Source organism: Streptomyces sp. NPDC037410, from assembly GCF_055602235.1.
In genome coordinates this window covers 444,913-460,510 of record NZ_JBVJWR010000002.1, presented here as the reverse complement: position 1 = coordinate 460,510, position 15,598 = coordinate 444,913, and the positions used below count along the sequence as shown (strand labels likewise).

General features: G+C 73.8%; 16 protein-coding genes. 10 read left to right on the top strand and 6 right to left on the bottom strand.

Going from position 1 to position 15,598, the window contains the following annotated elements; translation table 11 throughout:
- Positions 1 to 230: 230 nt before the first annotated feature.
- Positions 231 to 1,142 carry an SDR family oxidoreductase gene (locus ACZ7HT_RS04955; RefSeq protein ID WP_471159821.1) on the bottom strand — a complete coding sequence of 304 codons (912 nt, stop codon included), beginning with the start codon at positions 1,140 to 1,142 and terminating at the stop codon, positions 231 to 233.
- Between the two features lie 37 nt (positions 1,143 to 1,179).
- Positions 1,180 to 1,956 (bottom strand): SDR family oxidoreductase, encoded by a 777-nt coding sequence (locus tag ACZ7HT_RS04950; RefSeq protein WP_471159819.1) that lies wholly within the window; start codon positions 1,954 to 1,956, stop codon positions 1,180 to 1,182.
- Positions 1,957 to 2,034: 78 nt separating this feature from the next.
- On the opposite strand from ACZ7HT_RS04950, the gene ACZ7HT_RS04945 reads away from it, so the two are divergent.
- The 5 genes from ACZ7HT_RS04945 (at position 2,035) to ACZ7HT_RS04925 (ending at position 6,184) form a co-directional block, all read left to right on the top strand.
- Entirely contained in the window at positions 2,035 to 2,796 is a 762-nt protein-coding gene (locus tag ACZ7HT_RS04945; RefSeq protein ID WP_471159816.1) for an enoyl-CoA hydratase family protein, read from the top strand.
- 14 nt (positions 2,797 to 2,810) lie between these two features.
- Positions 2,811 to 3,659 carry a CoA transferase subunit A gene (locus ACZ7HT_RS04940; RefSeq protein ID WP_471160070.1) on the top strand — a complete coding sequence of 283 codons (849 nt, stop codon included), beginning with the start codon at positions 2,811 to 2,813 and terminating at the stop codon, positions 3,657 to 3,659.
- Positions 3,656 to 4,423: a CoA-transferase subunit beta gene (locus tag ACZ7HT_RS04935; RefSeq protein WP_471159813.1), complete on the top strand. Its 768-nt coding sequence runs from the start codon at positions 3,656 to 3,658 to the stop codon at positions 4,421 to 4,423. Before ACZ7HT_RS04940 ends, ACZ7HT_RS04935 begins: the two co-directional genes overlap by 4 nt.
- Positions 4,420 to 5,505, top strand: coding sequence for an NAD(P)H-dependent flavin oxidoreductase (locus tag ACZ7HT_RS04930; RefSeq protein ID WP_471159810.1), 1,086 nt, complete (start codon positions 4,420 to 4,422; stop codon positions 5,503 to 5,505). The genes ACZ7HT_RS04935 and ACZ7HT_RS04930 overlap by 4 nt, the downstream gene beginning before the upstream one ends.
- A 133-nt stretch (positions 5,506 to 5,638) precedes the next feature.
- Complete coding sequence (locus ACZ7HT_RS04925) at positions 5,639 to 6,184, top strand: VOC family protein (protein WP_471159807.1); 546 nt, start codon at positions 5,639 to 5,641, stop codon at positions 6,182 to 6,184.
- On the opposite strand, the gene ACZ7HT_RS04920 is transcribed toward ACZ7HT_RS04925, so the two are convergent.
- From ACZ7HT_RS04920 to ACZ7HT_RS04905, 4 genes are read right to left on the bottom strand one after another with little or no spacing between them, the layout of a single operon-like run.
- Positions 6,168 to 7,325, bottom strand: coding sequence for an acetyl-CoA C-acetyltransferase (locus ACZ7HT_RS04920; protein WP_471159804.1), 1,158 nt, complete (start codon positions 7,323 to 7,325; stop codon positions 6,168 to 6,170). The genes ACZ7HT_RS04925 and ACZ7HT_RS04920 overlap by 17 nt on opposite strands.
- A 34-nt stretch (positions 7,326 to 7,359) precedes the next feature.
- On the bottom strand, positions 7,360 to 7,947 hold the full coding sequence (locus ACZ7HT_RS04915; protein WP_471159802.1) for a TetR/AcrR family transcriptional regulator: 588 nt from the start codon (positions 7,945 to 7,947) through the stop codon (positions 7,360 to 7,362).
- On the bottom strand, positions 7,944 to 8,732 hold the full coding sequence (locus ACZ7HT_RS04910; protein WP_471159800.1) for an SDR family oxidoreductase: 789 nt from the start codon (positions 8,730 to 8,732) through the stop codon (positions 7,944 to 7,946). The genes ACZ7HT_RS04915 and ACZ7HT_RS04910 overlap by 4 nt, the downstream gene beginning before the upstream one ends.
- Positions 8,729 to 9,895 (bottom strand): acyl-CoA dehydrogenase family protein, encoded by a 1,167-nt coding sequence (locus ACZ7HT_RS04905; RefSeq protein WP_471159798.1) that lies wholly within the window; start codon positions 9,893 to 9,895, stop codon positions 8,729 to 8,731. The genes ACZ7HT_RS04910 and ACZ7HT_RS04905 overlap by 4 nt, the downstream gene beginning before the upstream one ends.
- 45 nt (positions 9,896 to 9,940) lie before the next feature.
- Between ACZ7HT_RS04905 and ACZ7HT_RS04900 the strand changes: the two genes are divergently transcribed.
- The 5 genes from ACZ7HT_RS04900 to ACZ7HT_RS04880 all read left to right on the top strand — a co-directional run bounded on the left by ACZ7HT_RS04900 (position 9,941) and on the right by ACZ7HT_RS04880 (position 15,583).
- Complete coding sequence (locus ACZ7HT_RS04900; protein WP_471159796.1) at positions 9,941 to 10,801, top strand: enoyl-CoA hydratase; 861 nt, start codon at positions 9,941 to 9,943, stop codon at positions 10,799 to 10,801.
- Positions 10,801 to 11,979: an acyl-CoA dehydrogenase family protein gene (locus tag ACZ7HT_RS04895; protein ID WP_471159792.1), complete on the top strand. Its 1,179-nt coding sequence runs from the start codon at positions 10,801 to 10,803 to the stop codon at positions 11,977 to 11,979. The genes ACZ7HT_RS04900 and ACZ7HT_RS04895 overlap by 1 nt, the downstream gene beginning before the upstream one ends.
- Positions 11,979 to 12,998 (top strand): acyl-CoA dehydrogenase family protein, encoded by a 1,020-nt coding sequence (locus ACZ7HT_RS04890; RefSeq protein WP_471159790.1) that lies wholly within the window; start codon positions 11,979 to 11,981, stop codon positions 12,996 to 12,998. Before ACZ7HT_RS04895 ends, ACZ7HT_RS04890 begins: the two co-directional genes overlap by 1 nt.
- A 151-nt stretch (positions 12,999 to 13,149) precedes the next feature.
- A complete protein-coding gene (locus ACZ7HT_RS04885; RefSeq protein WP_471159787.1) occupies positions 13,150 to 14,223 on the top strand; it encodes an acyl-CoA dehydrogenase family protein in 1,074 nt (357 codons plus the stop codon).
- A 142-nt stretch (positions 14,224 to 14,365) separates the two neighbouring features.
- On the top strand, positions 14,366 to 15,583 hold the full coding sequence (locus ACZ7HT_RS04880; protein ID WP_471159784.1) for a Kelch repeat-containing protein: 1,218 nt from the start codon (positions 14,366 to 14,368) through the stop codon (positions 15,581 to 15,583).
- Positions 15,584 to 15,598 lie beyond the last annotated feature (15 nt).

Below are 15,598 nucleotides of genomic sequence, written 5' to 3'. Positions count from 1 at the left end.
ACAACGCCCAACGCCCCCCCCCCCCCACCAAACCCCCCCTCCCGAGGCCCGGGGGGGGGGGGGGGGGGGGCTTGCGCCGTAGGGCGCGGGCCCGCGTGGGCCCGCGCTCACCCCCGTGTGCGCCCGCGCCCGGCGGGACGGCGCCCACCCGCCGTGTGGGCAATCGTCCCGCCGGGTGCGGGGTCACGACGGGGGCACCGCCTCATCGGGGCGCGGCCCACGACAGGGGGTCAACGGGTGCCGTAGACCGGGTGCGGGGGGGCCGCGTCCGCCAGGAGTTTCAGGGTCGTCGCGCCCGCCTCGTCCGGCGTCCAGCGGGCGCCCTTGTCGGCGGAAGGGCCCGGGCGCCAGCCCTCCATGACCGTGATCCGCCCGGCCTCGGCCTCGAAGACGCGGCCGGTGACCCCGGCCGAGGCCGCGGAGCCGAGCCAGACGACGAGGGGGGAGACGTTCTCGGGGGCCATCGCGTCGAAGGCGGCACCACCGGGCGCGGCCATCGTGTCGGCGAACGTCTGCTCCGTCATCCGGGTCCGGGCCGCGGGGGCGATCGCGTTGACCTGGACCCCGTACCGGCCCATCTCCGCGGCCGCGACGAGCGTGAGGCCGACGATCCCGGCCTTGGCCGCGGAGTAGTTGCCCTGGCCGACGCTGCCGAGCAGCCCCGCTCCGGAGCTGGTGTTGACCACCCGCGCGACGGGCTCGCGCCCGGCCTTGGCCTCGGCCCGCCAGTGCGCGGCGGCGTGCTTCAGCGGCAGGAAGTGGCCCTTGAGGTGGACGCGCATGACGGCGTCCCAGTCGTCCTCGTCGAGGTTGACGAGCATGCGGTCGCGCAGGAAGCCCGCGTTGTTGACGAGGGTGTCGAGGCGGCCGAAGGCGTCGAGCGCCGTGGCGATCAGCGTGGCGGCCCCGTCGGCCGTGGCGATGTCGCCGCCGTGCGCGACCGCCTCCCCTCCCGCCGCCGTGATCTCGTCGACGACCTGCTGCGCGGGCCCCGCCCCGCCTCCGGTGCCGTCGAGGCCGACGCCGAGGTCGTTGACGACGACCTTGGCGCCTTCGGCGGCGAAGGCGAGCGCGTGCGCGCGGCCGAGACCGCGGCCGGCCCCGGTGACGATGACGACCCGTCCGTCGCACAGTCCTGTCATGGTGGTGAGTCCTTTCGGTGAGCGGGTTCGAATCGGTTCAGTGGTTGACACTCGCCGCGTCCAGGAACGCCGGGCGTTCCCCGCCGCCGTGCACGAGGAGGCTGGCGCCGGTGATGTACGCGGCCCGGTCGGAGGCGAGGAAGACGCAGGCGTCGCCGATGTCGGAGGGCTCGGCGAGCCGGCCGAGGGGTACGGTGCGGCCGACGGAGGCGACGCCGTCCTCGTCCCCGTAGTGGAGGTGGGACAGTTCGGTGCGCACCATGCCGGGGACGAGCGTGTTGACCCGTACCAGCGGCGCCCATTCGACCGCCATGGACCGGGCGAGGTTGTCCAGGCCCGCCTTGGCTGCGCCGTAGGCCGCGCTGCCCGGTGAGGGGCGGGTGCCGCTGACGCTGCCGATCATGACGATGGCCCCTCCCCCGGGCTGACGGCGCATCACCTCGTACGCGGCGAGGGAGGCGGTCAGGGGGGCTGTGAGGTTCAGTTCGACGACACGGGCCTGTTGCCCGGCGCTCCCCTCGCCGAGCATCCGGAAGGGTGTTCCGCCGGCGTTGTTGACCAGGACGTCGAGTCGCCCGTGGTCGGCCCGTACCCGGTCGAAGAACTCCGTGACGGCGGCCGGGTCGCGGAGGTCCACGGGGAGGAAGCGGGCCGTGCGCCCCGCCGCCTCGACGGGCTCGTCCGGGGGCCTTCGGGCGCAGGTCACGACCTCCGCGCCGGCTTCGAGCAGAGCGCGGGCTATCCCGGCGCCGACGCCCCGTGTGCCGCCGGTGACGACGGCGACGGAACCCGACAGATCGATGGTGACTGGCAAGGGACACCTCCCGCAGCGCGCGAACCGCTGCTATCTTCTACCTAACAAACGTTTGGTGGAAAGGTAGCTGATCTGCTCATGGGTGTCTCCACCTCCGCCCCGGACAAGGGCATCGCCGTCGTCACCGTCGACTTCCCCCCGGTCAACGCCCTCCCCGTGCAGGGCTGGTACGACCTCGCCGCCGCGGTGCGCGCCGCCGGAGCCGATCCCGAGGTGCGCTGCGTCGTGCTCACCGCGGAGGGCCGCGGCTTCAACGCCGGCGTCGACATCAAGGAGATCCAGCGCACGGCCGGGCACGACGCCCTCCTGGGCGCCAACCGCGGCTGTTACGAGGCCTTCGCCGCCGTCTACGACTGCGAGGTCCCGGTGGTCGCCGCCGTGCGGGGCTTCTGTCTCGGCGGCGGCATCGGCCTGGTCGGCAACGCCGACGCGATCGTCGCCTCCGAGGACGCGACCTTCGGTCTGCCCGAGCTGGACCGGGGCGCGCTCGGCGCGGCCACGCACCTGTCCCGGCTCGTCCCGCAGCAGCTGATGCGGGCCCTGTACTACACCTCGCGCACGGTCACCGCCGAGGAGCTGCACCGGCACGGCTCGGTCTGGCGGGTCGTGCCGCGCGAGGAGCTGCTCGGCGCGGCGCTCGAACTCGCGCGGGAGATCGCCGCCAAGGACGGACAGCTGATCCGGCTGGCCAAGGCCGCGATCAACGGCATCGACCCGGTGGACGTCCACCGCAGCTACCGCTTCGAGCAGGGCTTCACCTTCGAGGCCAATCTCAGCGGCGTCGCCGACCGGGTCCGCGACACCTTCGGCGACAACACCGACGAGGAGCAGCAGTCGTGAGCAGGGACAAGACGATGACGGCCGAGGAGGTCGTGGGCCGGCTCCGGAGCGGGATGACGATCGGCATCGGCGGCTGGGGCTCGCGGCGCAAGCCGATGGCCCTGATACGGGCGCTGCTGCGCTCCGACATCACCGATCTGACCGTCGTCTCGTACGGCGGCCCGGACGTGGGCCTCCTCGCCGCGGCCGGGAAGATCCGCAAGCTGGTCGCGGCCTTCGCCACGCTCGACTCCGTCCCCCTGGAGCCGCACTTCGGCGCGGCCCGGCAGCGCGGCGACTTCGAGCTGGTGGAGCTGGACGAGGCCATGGTCATGTGGGGTCTGACCGCCGCCGTGCACCGGCTGCCCTTCATGCCCATCCGGGCCGGGCTCGCCTCGGACGTGATGACCGTCAACCCCGCGCTGCGGACGGTCACCTCCCCGTACGACGACCGCGAGGAGCTCGTCGCCGTGCCCGCGCTGCGCCTGGACGCCGCGCTTGTCCACCTCAACCGGGCCGACGCGCACGGCAACGGCCAGTACCTCGGGCCCGACCCGTACTTCGACGACCTGTTCTGCGAGGCCGCGGACGCCGCGTACGTCTCCTGCGAGCGGATCGTGGAGACCCCGGAGCTGCTCAAGGACGCGGGGCCGCAGTCCCTGCTGCTCAAGCGCGCGTTCGTCGACGGCGTCGTCGAGACCCCGAACGGCGCGCACTTCACCTCCTGCGCGCCCGACTACGACCGCGACGAGGCCTTCCAGCGCGCCTACGTCACGGCGGCCCGGGACCCGGAGGCCTGGCGGGAGTTCACCGCGCGGTTCCTGTCCGGCGACGAGGACGCCTACCAGGCCGCCGTCGCGGCGTTCCACGAGGAGGAAGCATGAGCGGCACCCCGACGAACGCGACGCGGGCCGAGTACTGCGTCGTCGCCTGCGCCGAGGCCTGGCGGGACGCGGGCGAGGTCCTGGCCAGCCCGATGGGCACCGTCCCGATGATCGGCGCCCGTCTCGCGAGGCTCACCTTCTCCCCCGGCCTCCTGCTGACCGACGGGGAGGCGCTGCTCATCGCCGACGTCCCGGCGGTCGGCGCCCCGCCCCGGGTGGTGGAGGGCTGGCTGCCGTACCGCCAGCACCTGGCCATGGTCGCCACCGGGCGCCGTCACGTGATGATGGGCGCGAGCCAGCTCGACCGGTACGGCAACCAGAACATCAGCTGCATCGGCGACTGGGCGCGGCCGAAGCGCCAGCTCCTCGGTGTGCGCGGCGCTCCCGTCAACACCCTGAACAACCCGACCAGTTACTGGGTCCCCAAGCACTCGACGCGGGTCTTCGTCGAGCGGGTCGACATGGTCTGCGGCGTCGGCTACGACCGGGCTGCCGCGGCCGGCCCCTCCGCGAGCCGCTACCACCGCCTCCCGGACGTCATCAGCGACCTCGGCAGCTTCGACTTCGAGACCCCGGACCGCACGATGCGGCTGCGTTCGCTGCACCCCGGCGTCACGGTCGAGGAGGTCGTGGCGGCGACCGGCTTCGCGCTGACCGTCCCCGACGAGGTGCCGTACACCCGCGAGCCGAGCGCCGAGGAACTGCGGCTGATCCGCGAGGAGATCGACCCGAAGGGGCTGCGCGACCGGGAGGTCCCCTCATGAGCGACGCCACGATCGCGACGCCGCTCACCGAACTCGTCGGCGTGCGGCACCCGGTCGTGCAGACCGGCATGGGGTGGGTGGCCGGTCCCCGCCTGGTCTCGGCCACCGCGAACGCGGGCGCGCTCGGGATCCTGGCCTCGGCGACGATGAGCGCGGACCAGCTGCGCTCGGCCGTGCGCGAGGTGAAGTCCCGTACGGACGCGCCCTTCGGCGTGAACCTGAGGGCGGACGCCGGGGACGCGGGCGAGCGCGTGCGGATCATCATCGACGAGGGCGTGAAGGTCGCCTCCTTCGCGCTCGCGCCGTCCCGCGAGCTGATCGCCCGGCTCAAGGACGCCGGGGTCGTCGTCATCCCCTCCATCGGGGCCAGGCGGCACGCCGAGAAGGTCGCGGCCTGGGGTGCCGACGCGGTGATCGTGCAGGGCGGCGAGGGCGGCGGGCACACCGGCAGCGTCGCCACCACCGTCCTGCTCCCGCAGGTCGTGGACGCCGTGGACATCCCGGTCGTCGCGGCCGGCGGCTTCCACGACGGGCGCGGCCTGGTCGCCGCGCTCTCCTACGGCGCGGCCGGCATCGCCATGGGCACGCGCTTCCTGCTCACCTCCGACAGCACGGTCCCCGACGCGGTGAAGGCCCGCTACCTGGCCGCGGCGGTCACGGACGTCACCGTCACCACGAAGGTGGACGGGCTGCCGCACCGGATGCTGCGCACGGAGCTTGTCGACGCCCTGGAGCGCTCGGGCCGGGCCGCCGCGCTGCTTCGGGCGGTCCGGCACGCCTCGGCCTTCCGGCGCGAGTCCGGCATGAGCTGGCCGCAGATGGTCCGGGACGGACTGGCGATGAAGCACGGCAAGGACCTCACGTGGAGCCAGATCCTGCTGGCCGCCAACACCCCGATGCTGCTCAAGGCGTCCATGGTCGAGGGCCGTACGGATCTCGGCGTGATGGCCTCCGGGCAGGTCGCGGGGCTGATCGACGACCTGCCGTCCTGCGCCGAGCTCGTCGACCGCCTCATGGCCGAGGCACGCGCGACGCTGCGCGCCCTGCGGCAGCACGACGGCGCCGGTACGTCCAGGGACTGACCTGCCCCACAAGGGTCCTGCCGTCCACCGACTGACCGACCCCACGAGCACACAGGTCCGCCGGGGTACCTTCGCCCCGGCGGACCTGTGTCTCGACCGCACGTCCCCCGCACCTCCACCGAACGGAAACACCATGCCGATCCAGCGGCTGAACCACGCCGTCCTCTTCGTCTCCGACCTGGAGCGCAGCCTCGCCTTCTACCGCGACGTCCTCGAGTTCCGCCCGCTGCCGCAGGCCTTCCCCGGGGCGGCGTTCCTCCAGGCGGCGGGCTCCGCCAACGACCACGACCTCGGCCTGTTCCAGTCGCCCGAGCCGGGCTCGGCGCAGCGCACCGGGCGGGTCGGCCTGTACCACCTGGCGTGGGAGGTGGACACCCTGGCCGAGCTGGACCGGATGCGGGCCCGCCTCGCCGGGGCCGGGGCCCTGACGGGGGCGAGCAACCACGCCTCCACGAAGGCCCTGTACGGCCGGGACCCGGACGGCATCGAGTTCGAGGTGTGCTGGCTGGTCCCGGACGCGGCCGTCGCCGGGGAGCTCTCGGCGATGACCTCGCCCACCCGCCCGCTGGACATCGACGCCGAGATCGCGGTCTACGGTGCGGAGACCCCGGGAGGCCCCCGCACCGATCACACCGTGTGGCACGAGATCTTCACGAGCGGCGTCACAGACGCTCGATGATCGTGACGTTCGCCTGGCCGCCGCCCTCGCACATGGTCTGCAGGCCGTAGCGGCCGCCGGTGCGCTCCAGTTCGTGGAGGAGGGTGGTCATCAGCTTGGTGCCGGTCGCGCCGAGCGGGTGGCCGAGGGCGATGGCGCCGCCGTTGACGTTGACCTTCTCCGGGTCGGCGCCGGTCTCCTTCAGCCAGGCGAGGACGACCGAGGCGAAGGCCTCGTTGATCTCCACGAGGTCGATGTCGTCGAGCGTCATCCCGGCCTTCTTCAGCGCGTACGCCGTCGCCGGGATCGGCGCCGACAGCATGCGGATCGGGTCCTCGCCGCGCACGGAGAGGTGGTGGACGCGGGCGCGGGGCGTCAGGCCGTGTTCCCGTACGGCGCGCTCCGAGGCGATCAGCATCCCCGAGGCCCCGTCGGAGACCTGCGAGGAGACCGCGGCGGTCAGCCGGCCGCCCTCGACCAGCGGGTTCAGGCCGGCCATCTTCTCCAGGGTGGTGTCGCGGCGCGGCCCCTCGTCGGTGGTGACGTCCCCGTACGCGACGATCTCGCGGTCGAAGCGGCCCTCGTCGATGGCGCGGGCGGCCCGCTGGTGCGAGCGCAGGGCGAACTCCTCCATGTCCCGGCGGGAGATGTCCCACTTGGCGGCGATGAGCTCGGCGCCGTGGAACTGGTTGACCGGCTGGTCGCCGTAGCGGGCGCGCCAGCCCTCGGAGCCGGTGTACGGGCCCTCGGTGAGCCCGAGCGGGTCGGCGGCCTGGCGGCTGGCGAAGGCGATGGGGATCATCGACATGTTCTGCACGCCGCCCGCGACCACCAGGTCCTGGGTGCCGGACAGGACGCCCTGGGCGGCGAAGTGCAGGGCCTGCTGGGAGGAGCCGCACTGCCGGTCCACGGTGGTGCCGGGCACCTCCTCGGGCAGTCCGGCGGCCAGCCAGCAGGTGCGGGCTATGTCGCCGGCCTGCGGGCCGACGGTATCCAGGCAGCCGAAGACGACGTCCTCGACGGCGGCCGGGTCGGCGCCCGAGCGCTCCATCAGGGCCTTGAGCACATGGGCTCCGAGGTCGGCCGGGTGGACGGCGGCGAGTCCGCCGTTGCGCCGGCCGACCGGGGTGCGTACCGCTTCGACGATGTAGGCCTCGGCCATGACCGCTCCTTCTTTCTCTGTCCACGATGTCATGTCATGTACGGAGGGCGACGCCTTCGAGCACCATCGACAGGTACTGGCGGGCGATCTCCTCCGGGCTGTGCTGTCCGCCCGGCCGGTACCAGGACGCGGCGACCCAGACGGTGTCGCGCACGAAGCGGTAGGTGAGCCGGACGTCGAGGTCGGCGCGGAAGTCCCCGGCGGCGACGCCGCGCTCCAGGGTTCTGAGCCAGGCCTCCTCGAACCTCCGCTGGGAGCCGGCGAGATAGCCGAAGCGCGGCTGCTCCCGCAGGTGCCCGGACTCCTTCTGGTAGATGGCGACGGCGGCGCGGTGCCGGTCGATCTCCCGGAACGATGCGGTGACGAGGGCCGCCAGGGTCTCCCGGGGGCCGAGCCGCGCGGCGAGCACGGCGCCGTACCGGGCCCACAGCTCGTCGAGGAAGGCGCGGAGGATCTCGTCGAGCATCGACTCCTTGGAGTCGAAGTGGTAGTAGAGGCTGCCCGCGAGGAGGCCGGCCGCGTCGGCGATGCGGCGGACGGTGGTGGCGTCGTACCCCTGGGCGGCGAAGACCTCGGCCGCCGTGTCCAGGATCTCGCGGCGCCGCCGGGGCGCCGGTCTCACGGGTGCTGGCTGCTGACGGAGAGGACCTCGCCGGTCAGGTACGAGGAGTAGCCGCTGGCCAGGAAGACGATCACGTTGGCCACCTCCCAGGGCTCGGCGTAGCGCCCGAAGGCCTCGCGGGAGGTCAGCTCCTCCAGGAGTTCGGGGGTGGTGACCTTCACGAGGTGCGGGTGCATGGCGAGGCTCGGGGAGACCGCGTTGACCCGTACCCCGTAGTCGGCGGCCTCCAGGGCGGCGCAGCGGGTGAGCGCCATGACGCCGGCCTTGGCGGCGGCGTAGTGGGCCTGCCCCTGCTGGGCCCGCCAGCCGATCACGGAGGCGTTGTTGACGACGACGCCCCCGGCGCCCGCGGCCTTCATGCGGCGCAGTGCGGCGCGGGTGCAGCGGAAGGTGCCGTTGAGGGTGACGTCGAGGACCTTGTCCCACTGTTCGTCGGTCATGTCGACGAGGTCGGCGGTGCCGCCGAGGCCCGCGTTGTTCACGACGACGTCGAGGCGTCCGTGGTGTTCCGCGGCGAGGTCGAACAGGGCGGCGACCTGGGTCTCGTCGGTGACGTCGCAGGGCAGGGCGGCGACGCGGTCGGCGCCGAACTCGGCGGCCAGTTCGGCCTCGGTCTCCTTGAGCCGGCGGGCGTGGGCGTCGGAGACGACGACGCGCGCGCCTTCCTCCAGGAGCCTTCGGGCGGTCGCGCCGCCGATGCCGGCGCCCGCTGCGGCGGTGACGACGGCGCCGCGGCCGGCGAGCAGACCGTGGCCCGGCACGTAGGGGGGTGGGGTGCCGGTCATGGGCGGGCCTCCTTGGGCAGGCCGAGGACGCGCTCGGCGATGATGTTCCGCTGGATCTCGTTGGAGCCGGCGTAGAGGGTGTCGGAGCGGGAGAAGAGGTAGAGCCGCTGCCAGTCGGTGAGGTCGTACGGTGCGCCGTCGGCCAGCATCCCGGCGGCTCCGCAGACGTCCATGGCGAGTTCGCCGAGCTCGCGGTGCCAGGTGGCCCAGAAGATCTTCCCGATGGAGGCCTCGGGTCCGGGTGCTCCGGCGGCGACGCCGTCGAGCATGCGCAGGGCGTTGAACCGTATGGTCTCCAGGCCGATCCAGGCGCGGGCGATGCGGTCGCGGATCAGTGGGTCGGCGGCGGCGCCGTTGCGCTTGGCAAGGTCGATGAGGGCCTCCAGCTCGCGGCGGAAGCCGACCTGCTGGCCGAGGGTGGACACGCCCCGCTCGAAGCCGAGGGTGGCCATGGCGACGCGCCAGCCGTCGCCGGGGGCGCCGACGACGTGCGAGGCGTGGGTGCGGGCCCCGTCGAAGAAGACCTCGTTGAATTCGGAGGTCCCGGTCAGCTGGACGATCGGCCTGATCTCGACTCCGGGCTGGTCCAGGGGGAGGAGCAGGTAGGACAGGCCGTGGTGGCGGGTGGATCCGGGTTCGGTGCGGGCGACGACGAAGCACCAGTCGGCCTCGTGCGCGAGTGAGGTCCACACCTTCTGTCCGGTGACCACCCACTCCTCGCCGTCGCGTTCGGCGCGGGTGCGGACGTTGGCCAGGTCCGATCCCGCGTCCGGTTCGGAGTAGCCCTGGCACCACTGCTCCTCGACGCTGACGATCTTCGGGAGGAAGCGCTCGCGCTGTTCGGGCGTGCCGAGGGCGATGAGGGTGGGTCCGAGGAGCTGTTCGCCGATGTGGCTGACGCGGGCGGGGGCGTCGGCGAGCGCGTACTCCTCGTGGAAGGCGACCTGCTGTTCGAGGCTCGCACCCCGTCCGCCGTACTCCTTGGGCCAGCCGACGCAGGTCCAGCCCGCGGCGGCCATGTGCCGCTCCCAGGCGAGGCGTTCGGCGTGTGCCTCGTGTTCCCGTCCGGGGCCGCCGCGGCCGCGCAGGGCGGCGAACTCGCCCGTGAGGTTGGCGCTCAGCCAGCCGCGGACCTCTCTGCGGAACTCCTCGACGTTGCTCATGGCCGTACGTTAACCTACCAAACACTTGTTAGGGAAGGAGGGCGGATGTCCGCTGCCCGCACCGCGTCCACCAGGGCCCCGGTCCGCTACGAACGCCTCGGCCCGGTGGCCGTGGTCACGATGGACCGGCCCGATTACCGCAACGCCCAGAACTCCGCGATGACCTACGCCCTCGACCGCGCCTTCTACCGCGCGGCCGACGACGACGAGGTGAAGGTCGTCGTGCTCGCCGGAGCGGGGAGGCACTTCTCCGCCGGCCACGACATCGGCACCCCCGAGCGGGACGCCCACCTGCCGTTCGACCGGCACGCCGGACTGTGGTGGGACCACTCGGACAAGCAGGGCGCGGAGAGCCGCTTCGCCCGCGAGTCCGAGGTCTACCTCGGCATGTGCCGCCGCTGGCGCGAACTGCCCAAGCCGATGATCGCGTCGGTGCAGGGCGCCTGCGTAGCGGGCGGCCTGATGCTCGCCTGGGTGTGCGACCTCATCGTCGCCGCCGAGGACGCCTTCTTCGCCGACCCCGTGGTCCGCATGGGCATCCCCGGCGTCGAGTACTTCGCCCATCCCTGGGTGATGCCGCCGCGCATCGCCAAGGAATTCCTCTACACCGGCGACCGGATGGACGCCCGGCGCGCCTACGAGGTCGGCATGGTCAACCGGGTCGTAGCACCCGGGGAGTTGGCGGAGCGGACCATGGAACTGGCTTCCAGGATCGCCGAGATGCCCCGCATGGGCCTGGCCCTGACCAAGCGCGCCGTCAACCAGGCCGAGGACCTCCAGGGCCTGCACACCGGCATGGACTCCGTCTTCGGACTTCACCACCTCGCGCACGCGCACAACGCCGAGACCGCCCCCGACGCGCTGGGCGGCATGGACATACGCCAGATGAAGGCGGCGGGAGCCTGATGGACCTCGACTTCACCGCGGCGGAGGACGCCTTCCGGGCCGAGGCCCGCGCCTGGCTCACCGACCGTGTGCCCGACGTCCCGCTGCCGTCCCTGGAGACGGAGGAGGGCTTCGCCGCCCACCGGGAGTGGGAGCGGACCCTGTCCGCCGACCTTTGGTCGGTCGTCTCCTGGCCCGAGGAGTACGGCGGCCGGGGCGCCTCGATCCTCCGGTGGCTGATCTTCGAGGAGGAGTACTACGCGGCCGGCGCCCCCGGCCGGGTCAGCCAGAACGGCATCAACCTCCTCGCCCCCACCCTCTTCGAGCACGGCACCGACGAGCAGCGCGCCCGGATCCTGCCGTCCATGGCGAGCGGCGAGGTCATCTGGGCCCAGGCCTGGTCCGAGCCGGAGTCCGGCTCCGACCTCGCCTCGCTGCGCTCCACCGCCGCACGCGCCGACGGCGGCTGGCTGCTGCGCGGCCAGAAGACCTGGTCGTCCCGGGCGGCCTTCGCCGACCGCGCCTTCGGCCTCTTCCGCAGCGGCCGGGACGATACGAACACAGCCAAGCCGCACCAGGGCCTGACGTACCTGATGTTCCCGCTGGACACCGAAGGGGTGACCGTACGGCCCATCGGGCGGCTCGACGGCAAGCCCGCCTTCGCCGAGCTCTTCCTCGACGACGTGTTCGTGCCCGACGAGGACGTGATCGGCGCGCCGGGCCAGGGCTGGCGGGTCGCGATGAGCACCGCGGGCAACGAGCGGGGGCTCACCCTGCGCAGCCCCGGCCGGTTCACGGCCGCCGCCGAACGCCTCACGGCACTGTGGCGGGAGACCGCCGACGCCTCGGACACCGCGCTGCGCGACCGGGTCGCCGACGCCGTCATCGCCGCCCGCGCCTACCGTCTCTCCGCCTACGCGGGCGCCTCGCGGCTCGCCGCCGGGGGCTCGATCGGCGCCGAGTCCAGCCTCAACAAGGTCTTCTGGTCCGAGCTCGACATCGCGCTCCACGAGACCGCCCTCGATCTCCTCGGGCCGTACGGCGAGCTGGCCGACACGGCGGCGGACGCGCCCGCGCACGGCGGCTGGGCCGAGGGCCACACCTTCTCCCTCGCCGGCCCCATCTACGCCGGCACCAACGAGATCCAGCGCGACATCATCGCCGAGCGGCTGCTCGGCCTCCCGAAGGGACGCCGGTGATGCGGTTCCTCCTCGACGACGAGCAGCGGGAGTTCGCCCGCACCCTCGACGCGATGCTCGCGGCGGCCGACACCCCCGCGGCCGTACGGGCCTGGTCGGCCGGGGACTCCGCGCCCGGCCGCGCGCTCTGGTCCCGGCTAGCGGAGGCCGGGGTGTTCGCCCTCGCCGTCCCCGAGCGGCACGACGGGCTCGGCCCGCTGCCCGTCGAACTGGCCGTCGCCTTCACCGAACTGGGCCGCCACGCCGTACCGGGACCACTGGTGGAGACGGTCGCCGCGGCGGCGCTCCTCGACCGGCTCGACGGTGCCGCGGCCGCGCCCCTCGACCGGCTCGACGATCCCGCCCCCACCGTCTGGCTGCCGCAGATCGCCTCCGGGAAGGCCGTCGTCTCGCTGTGCGTACCGGACGCCGGCAGCCCCTACGCCCTGGACCCGGACGCCGCCGACGCCGTGCTCGTCGTCGAGGGCGACACGGTACGCCTGGCGGAGACGGCCGGTCCCGTCCAGCCCTCGGCCGACCCCGCGCGCCGCCTCGCCCGCCCGCTCGGCGGCACCGTCCTGGCGCGGGGCCCGGCGGTGACCGCGGCCGCCGCGCACGCCACCGAGGTCGCCGCGCTCGCCACCGCCGCCCAGTCCCTGGGCCTCGGCCGGGCGCTGCTCGCCCGGACCGTGGAGTACGTGAAGCAGCGCACCCAGTTCGGGGTCGCCATCGGCTCCTTCCAGGCGGTCAAGCACCGCCTCGCCGACACGCTGCTCGCCCTGGAGTTCGCCGAGCCCCTGCTCCACTCGGCCGCCCTCGCCCTGGCGGAAGGGGCGGATCACGCCTCCGCCGAGGTCGCCGCGGCGAAGGTCACGGCCGGCGAGGCCGCGTACGCCGCCGCCCGCACCGCCCTCCAGCTCCACGGGGCCGTCGGCTACACGGAGGAGCTGGACCTCGCCCTGTGGATCCGCAAGGCCCGTCCCCTCCGCGACGCCTGGGGCACCCCCGCCGCCTGCCGCGCCCGCGTCCTCGCGTCCTGAACCGGTGCCCGCTGCCCGGACGCGGGCAGCGGGCACCCGCACACTCCCCATACCGCTCACCGTCCCCCACGTCCCTACCGCACCCGGGAGCCAGCGTGTCCCCCGCACCGTCCCCGCACACCCCCCGTCCGGCATCGAGAGGAGCACAGGCATGAGGCTGACGGAGGAACAGGAGGAACTGCGGTCCGCCGTGCGGGCCGTGCTCGGACGCCACGCGGACGGCGCGGCCTGGCGGCCGCTCACCGAGCAGATCGGCGTCGCGGGCCTCGCCGTCCCCGAGGAGTACGGGGGCGCGGGGTACGGGGCCCAGGAGGTCCACGTGGTGATGGAGGAGCTGGGACGGGAGCTCAGCCCCGTCCCGTACCTCGGCTCCGCGGTGCTCGCGGTGGGCGCGCTGCTCGCCTCGGACGACGCGGCGGCCTGCGCGCGCCTGTTGCCGGACCTGGCTTCGGGTGCCGTGGTGGGCGCCCTGGCCTGGGCGGAGCTGGGTTCCTGGGACCCGTCGGCCGTACGGGCCGAGGCCACCCCCGGGTCCGGGGGGAGCTGGCGGGTCACCGGCGCCAAGGAGCACGTGCTCGATGGCGCGGAAGCCGGTGTCCTGCTCGTGGCGGCCCGGTCCGGGGCGGGGGTCTCGCTCTTCGAGGTGCCCGTGGACGGTACGGGCGTGGACCGTGAGGCGGCCGTGACGATGGACTCCACCCGGGCGCAGGCGCGGGTGGTGCTCTCGGGGGCTGAGGGCCGGCTCGTCGGGGCGGAGGGGGCGGGCGACCGGATCCTGGCGCACGTCCTCGACCTGGCCTGTACGGCGCTCGCCGCCGAGCAGGTCGGTGCCGCCTCCCGCTGTCTCGACGTCACGCTCGCCTATGCCCAGGAGCGGGTCCAGTTCGGCCGGACGATCGGCTCGTTCCAGGCGGTCAAGCACCGTCTCGCGGACGCCTACGTCCTGGTCGAGTCGGCGCGCTCGGCCGCGCTCGGCGCGTCCCTCGCCGCCGCCGCGGGCGACCCGGAGCTGACCCGCCGCGCGGCCGCCGCCAAGTCCGCCTGCTCGGAGGCGTTCTCGGCGGTGGCGGGCGAGATGATCCAGCTGCACGGCGGCATCGGCATCACCTGGGAGCACGACGCCCACCGCTACTTCAAGCGGGCGCACGGCGCGGCGCAGCTGTTCGGGCCCCCGGCCTGGCACCGTGCCCGTCTGGCGGCCGACTTGGGCCTGGTCGCGGTCTGAGGATCACGGCGGAGACGCCGATGTGACCCATGTGGCACCCATCCGTCCGGAGTGATCGTTTCTTCCTACTCCGGACGGATGACCCCGTGTGTCCGCGCCCAACTCCCCGGGGAGGAACGCCCCGACGAGGAGGTGTGGCATCGTGAGGGAACGGATGCGCCCGCCGCGGGTCCGCGGCATCCGGGACGGGACGTCGCTCGCAGCGGCGCCGGGGATCACGCCTGGCGTGTGGCAGCCGGCCGCGGACATGCCGTACGCGGGGTTCTGGGCCCAGCCGGCCGGCGCGGCGGCCGTCCTGCGCGACGACGAGGTGCTGGTCGCGGGCGGCGAGGACGGGCGGCGGCTCCCGACCGACAGCAGCATGGTCCTCACCGTGTCGACCGGCGTCTGGACGTCCACTCCACCGCTGCGGCAGGCCCGCCGGCTGCACACCCTGACCCGCCTGGAGAACGGCCAGATCCTCGCCGTCGGCGGCATCGGAGCGGGCCCCGGAGTACCGCCCACGGGCTTGGCCACGGCCGAGTTGTACGACCCCGCCGGCGGCGGCTGGGTCCCCGTCGGCGGACTCTCGCAGGGCCGCTTCTCCCATTCGGCGACCGCCCTCAAGGACGGCCGTCTGCTCGTCGCGGGCGGCTGCACGGCCCGCGACGACCACTCCCTGCACACCCTGCGGACCGCTGAGCTGTACGACCCCGGCACCCGGCGGTGGACACCGGTGCGCGCCCCGATGACGGACGCCCGCTTCGGGCATCCGGCGGTGCGCTTCGACGACGGCCGGGTGCTGCTCGTCGGCGGGGCGCTCGCGGTGGGGCGGGGCAGTTACGCGGCGCTCGGCCACTGCGAGCTGTTCCAGCCCGGCGACGCGACCTGGACGCCGACCGGCACCCTCGCCACGGCCCGCAAGGGCCATCAGGCCACCCTGCTCCTCGGCGGGGCCGTGCTCGTCACCGGCGGGGACATGCGGGGGTTCCGGGACGACGACTGGGCCTACGACCCGTACAGCCAGTGGGCGACCGAGCGCTACGACCCGGCCGCGGGCACCTGGAGCGCCGACGCCGACATGCCCTGGGGGCGCAGCCATCACCGGGCGGTGCGGCTGAAGTCGGGCGCCGTGCTGGTGCTCGGCGGCACGGACGACTCCTCGCTCGCCGTCGGCTACCAGAACGCCGTGCTGTACGACGCGGGCGCCCGCGCCTGGTCCGACACGTTCCCGATGGCCGAGGGCCGGTGGGCCCCGGCCGCGTTGGCCCTGCCCGACGGGCGGGTCCTGGTCATGGGCGGTCTCACCCACTCGGGCGCGGCGGCCCCGGTGCCGGGCGAGGACGAGGTCACCGCCGCCACCGAGATCTACACGCCCTGATGCGCGAGGAGTGGC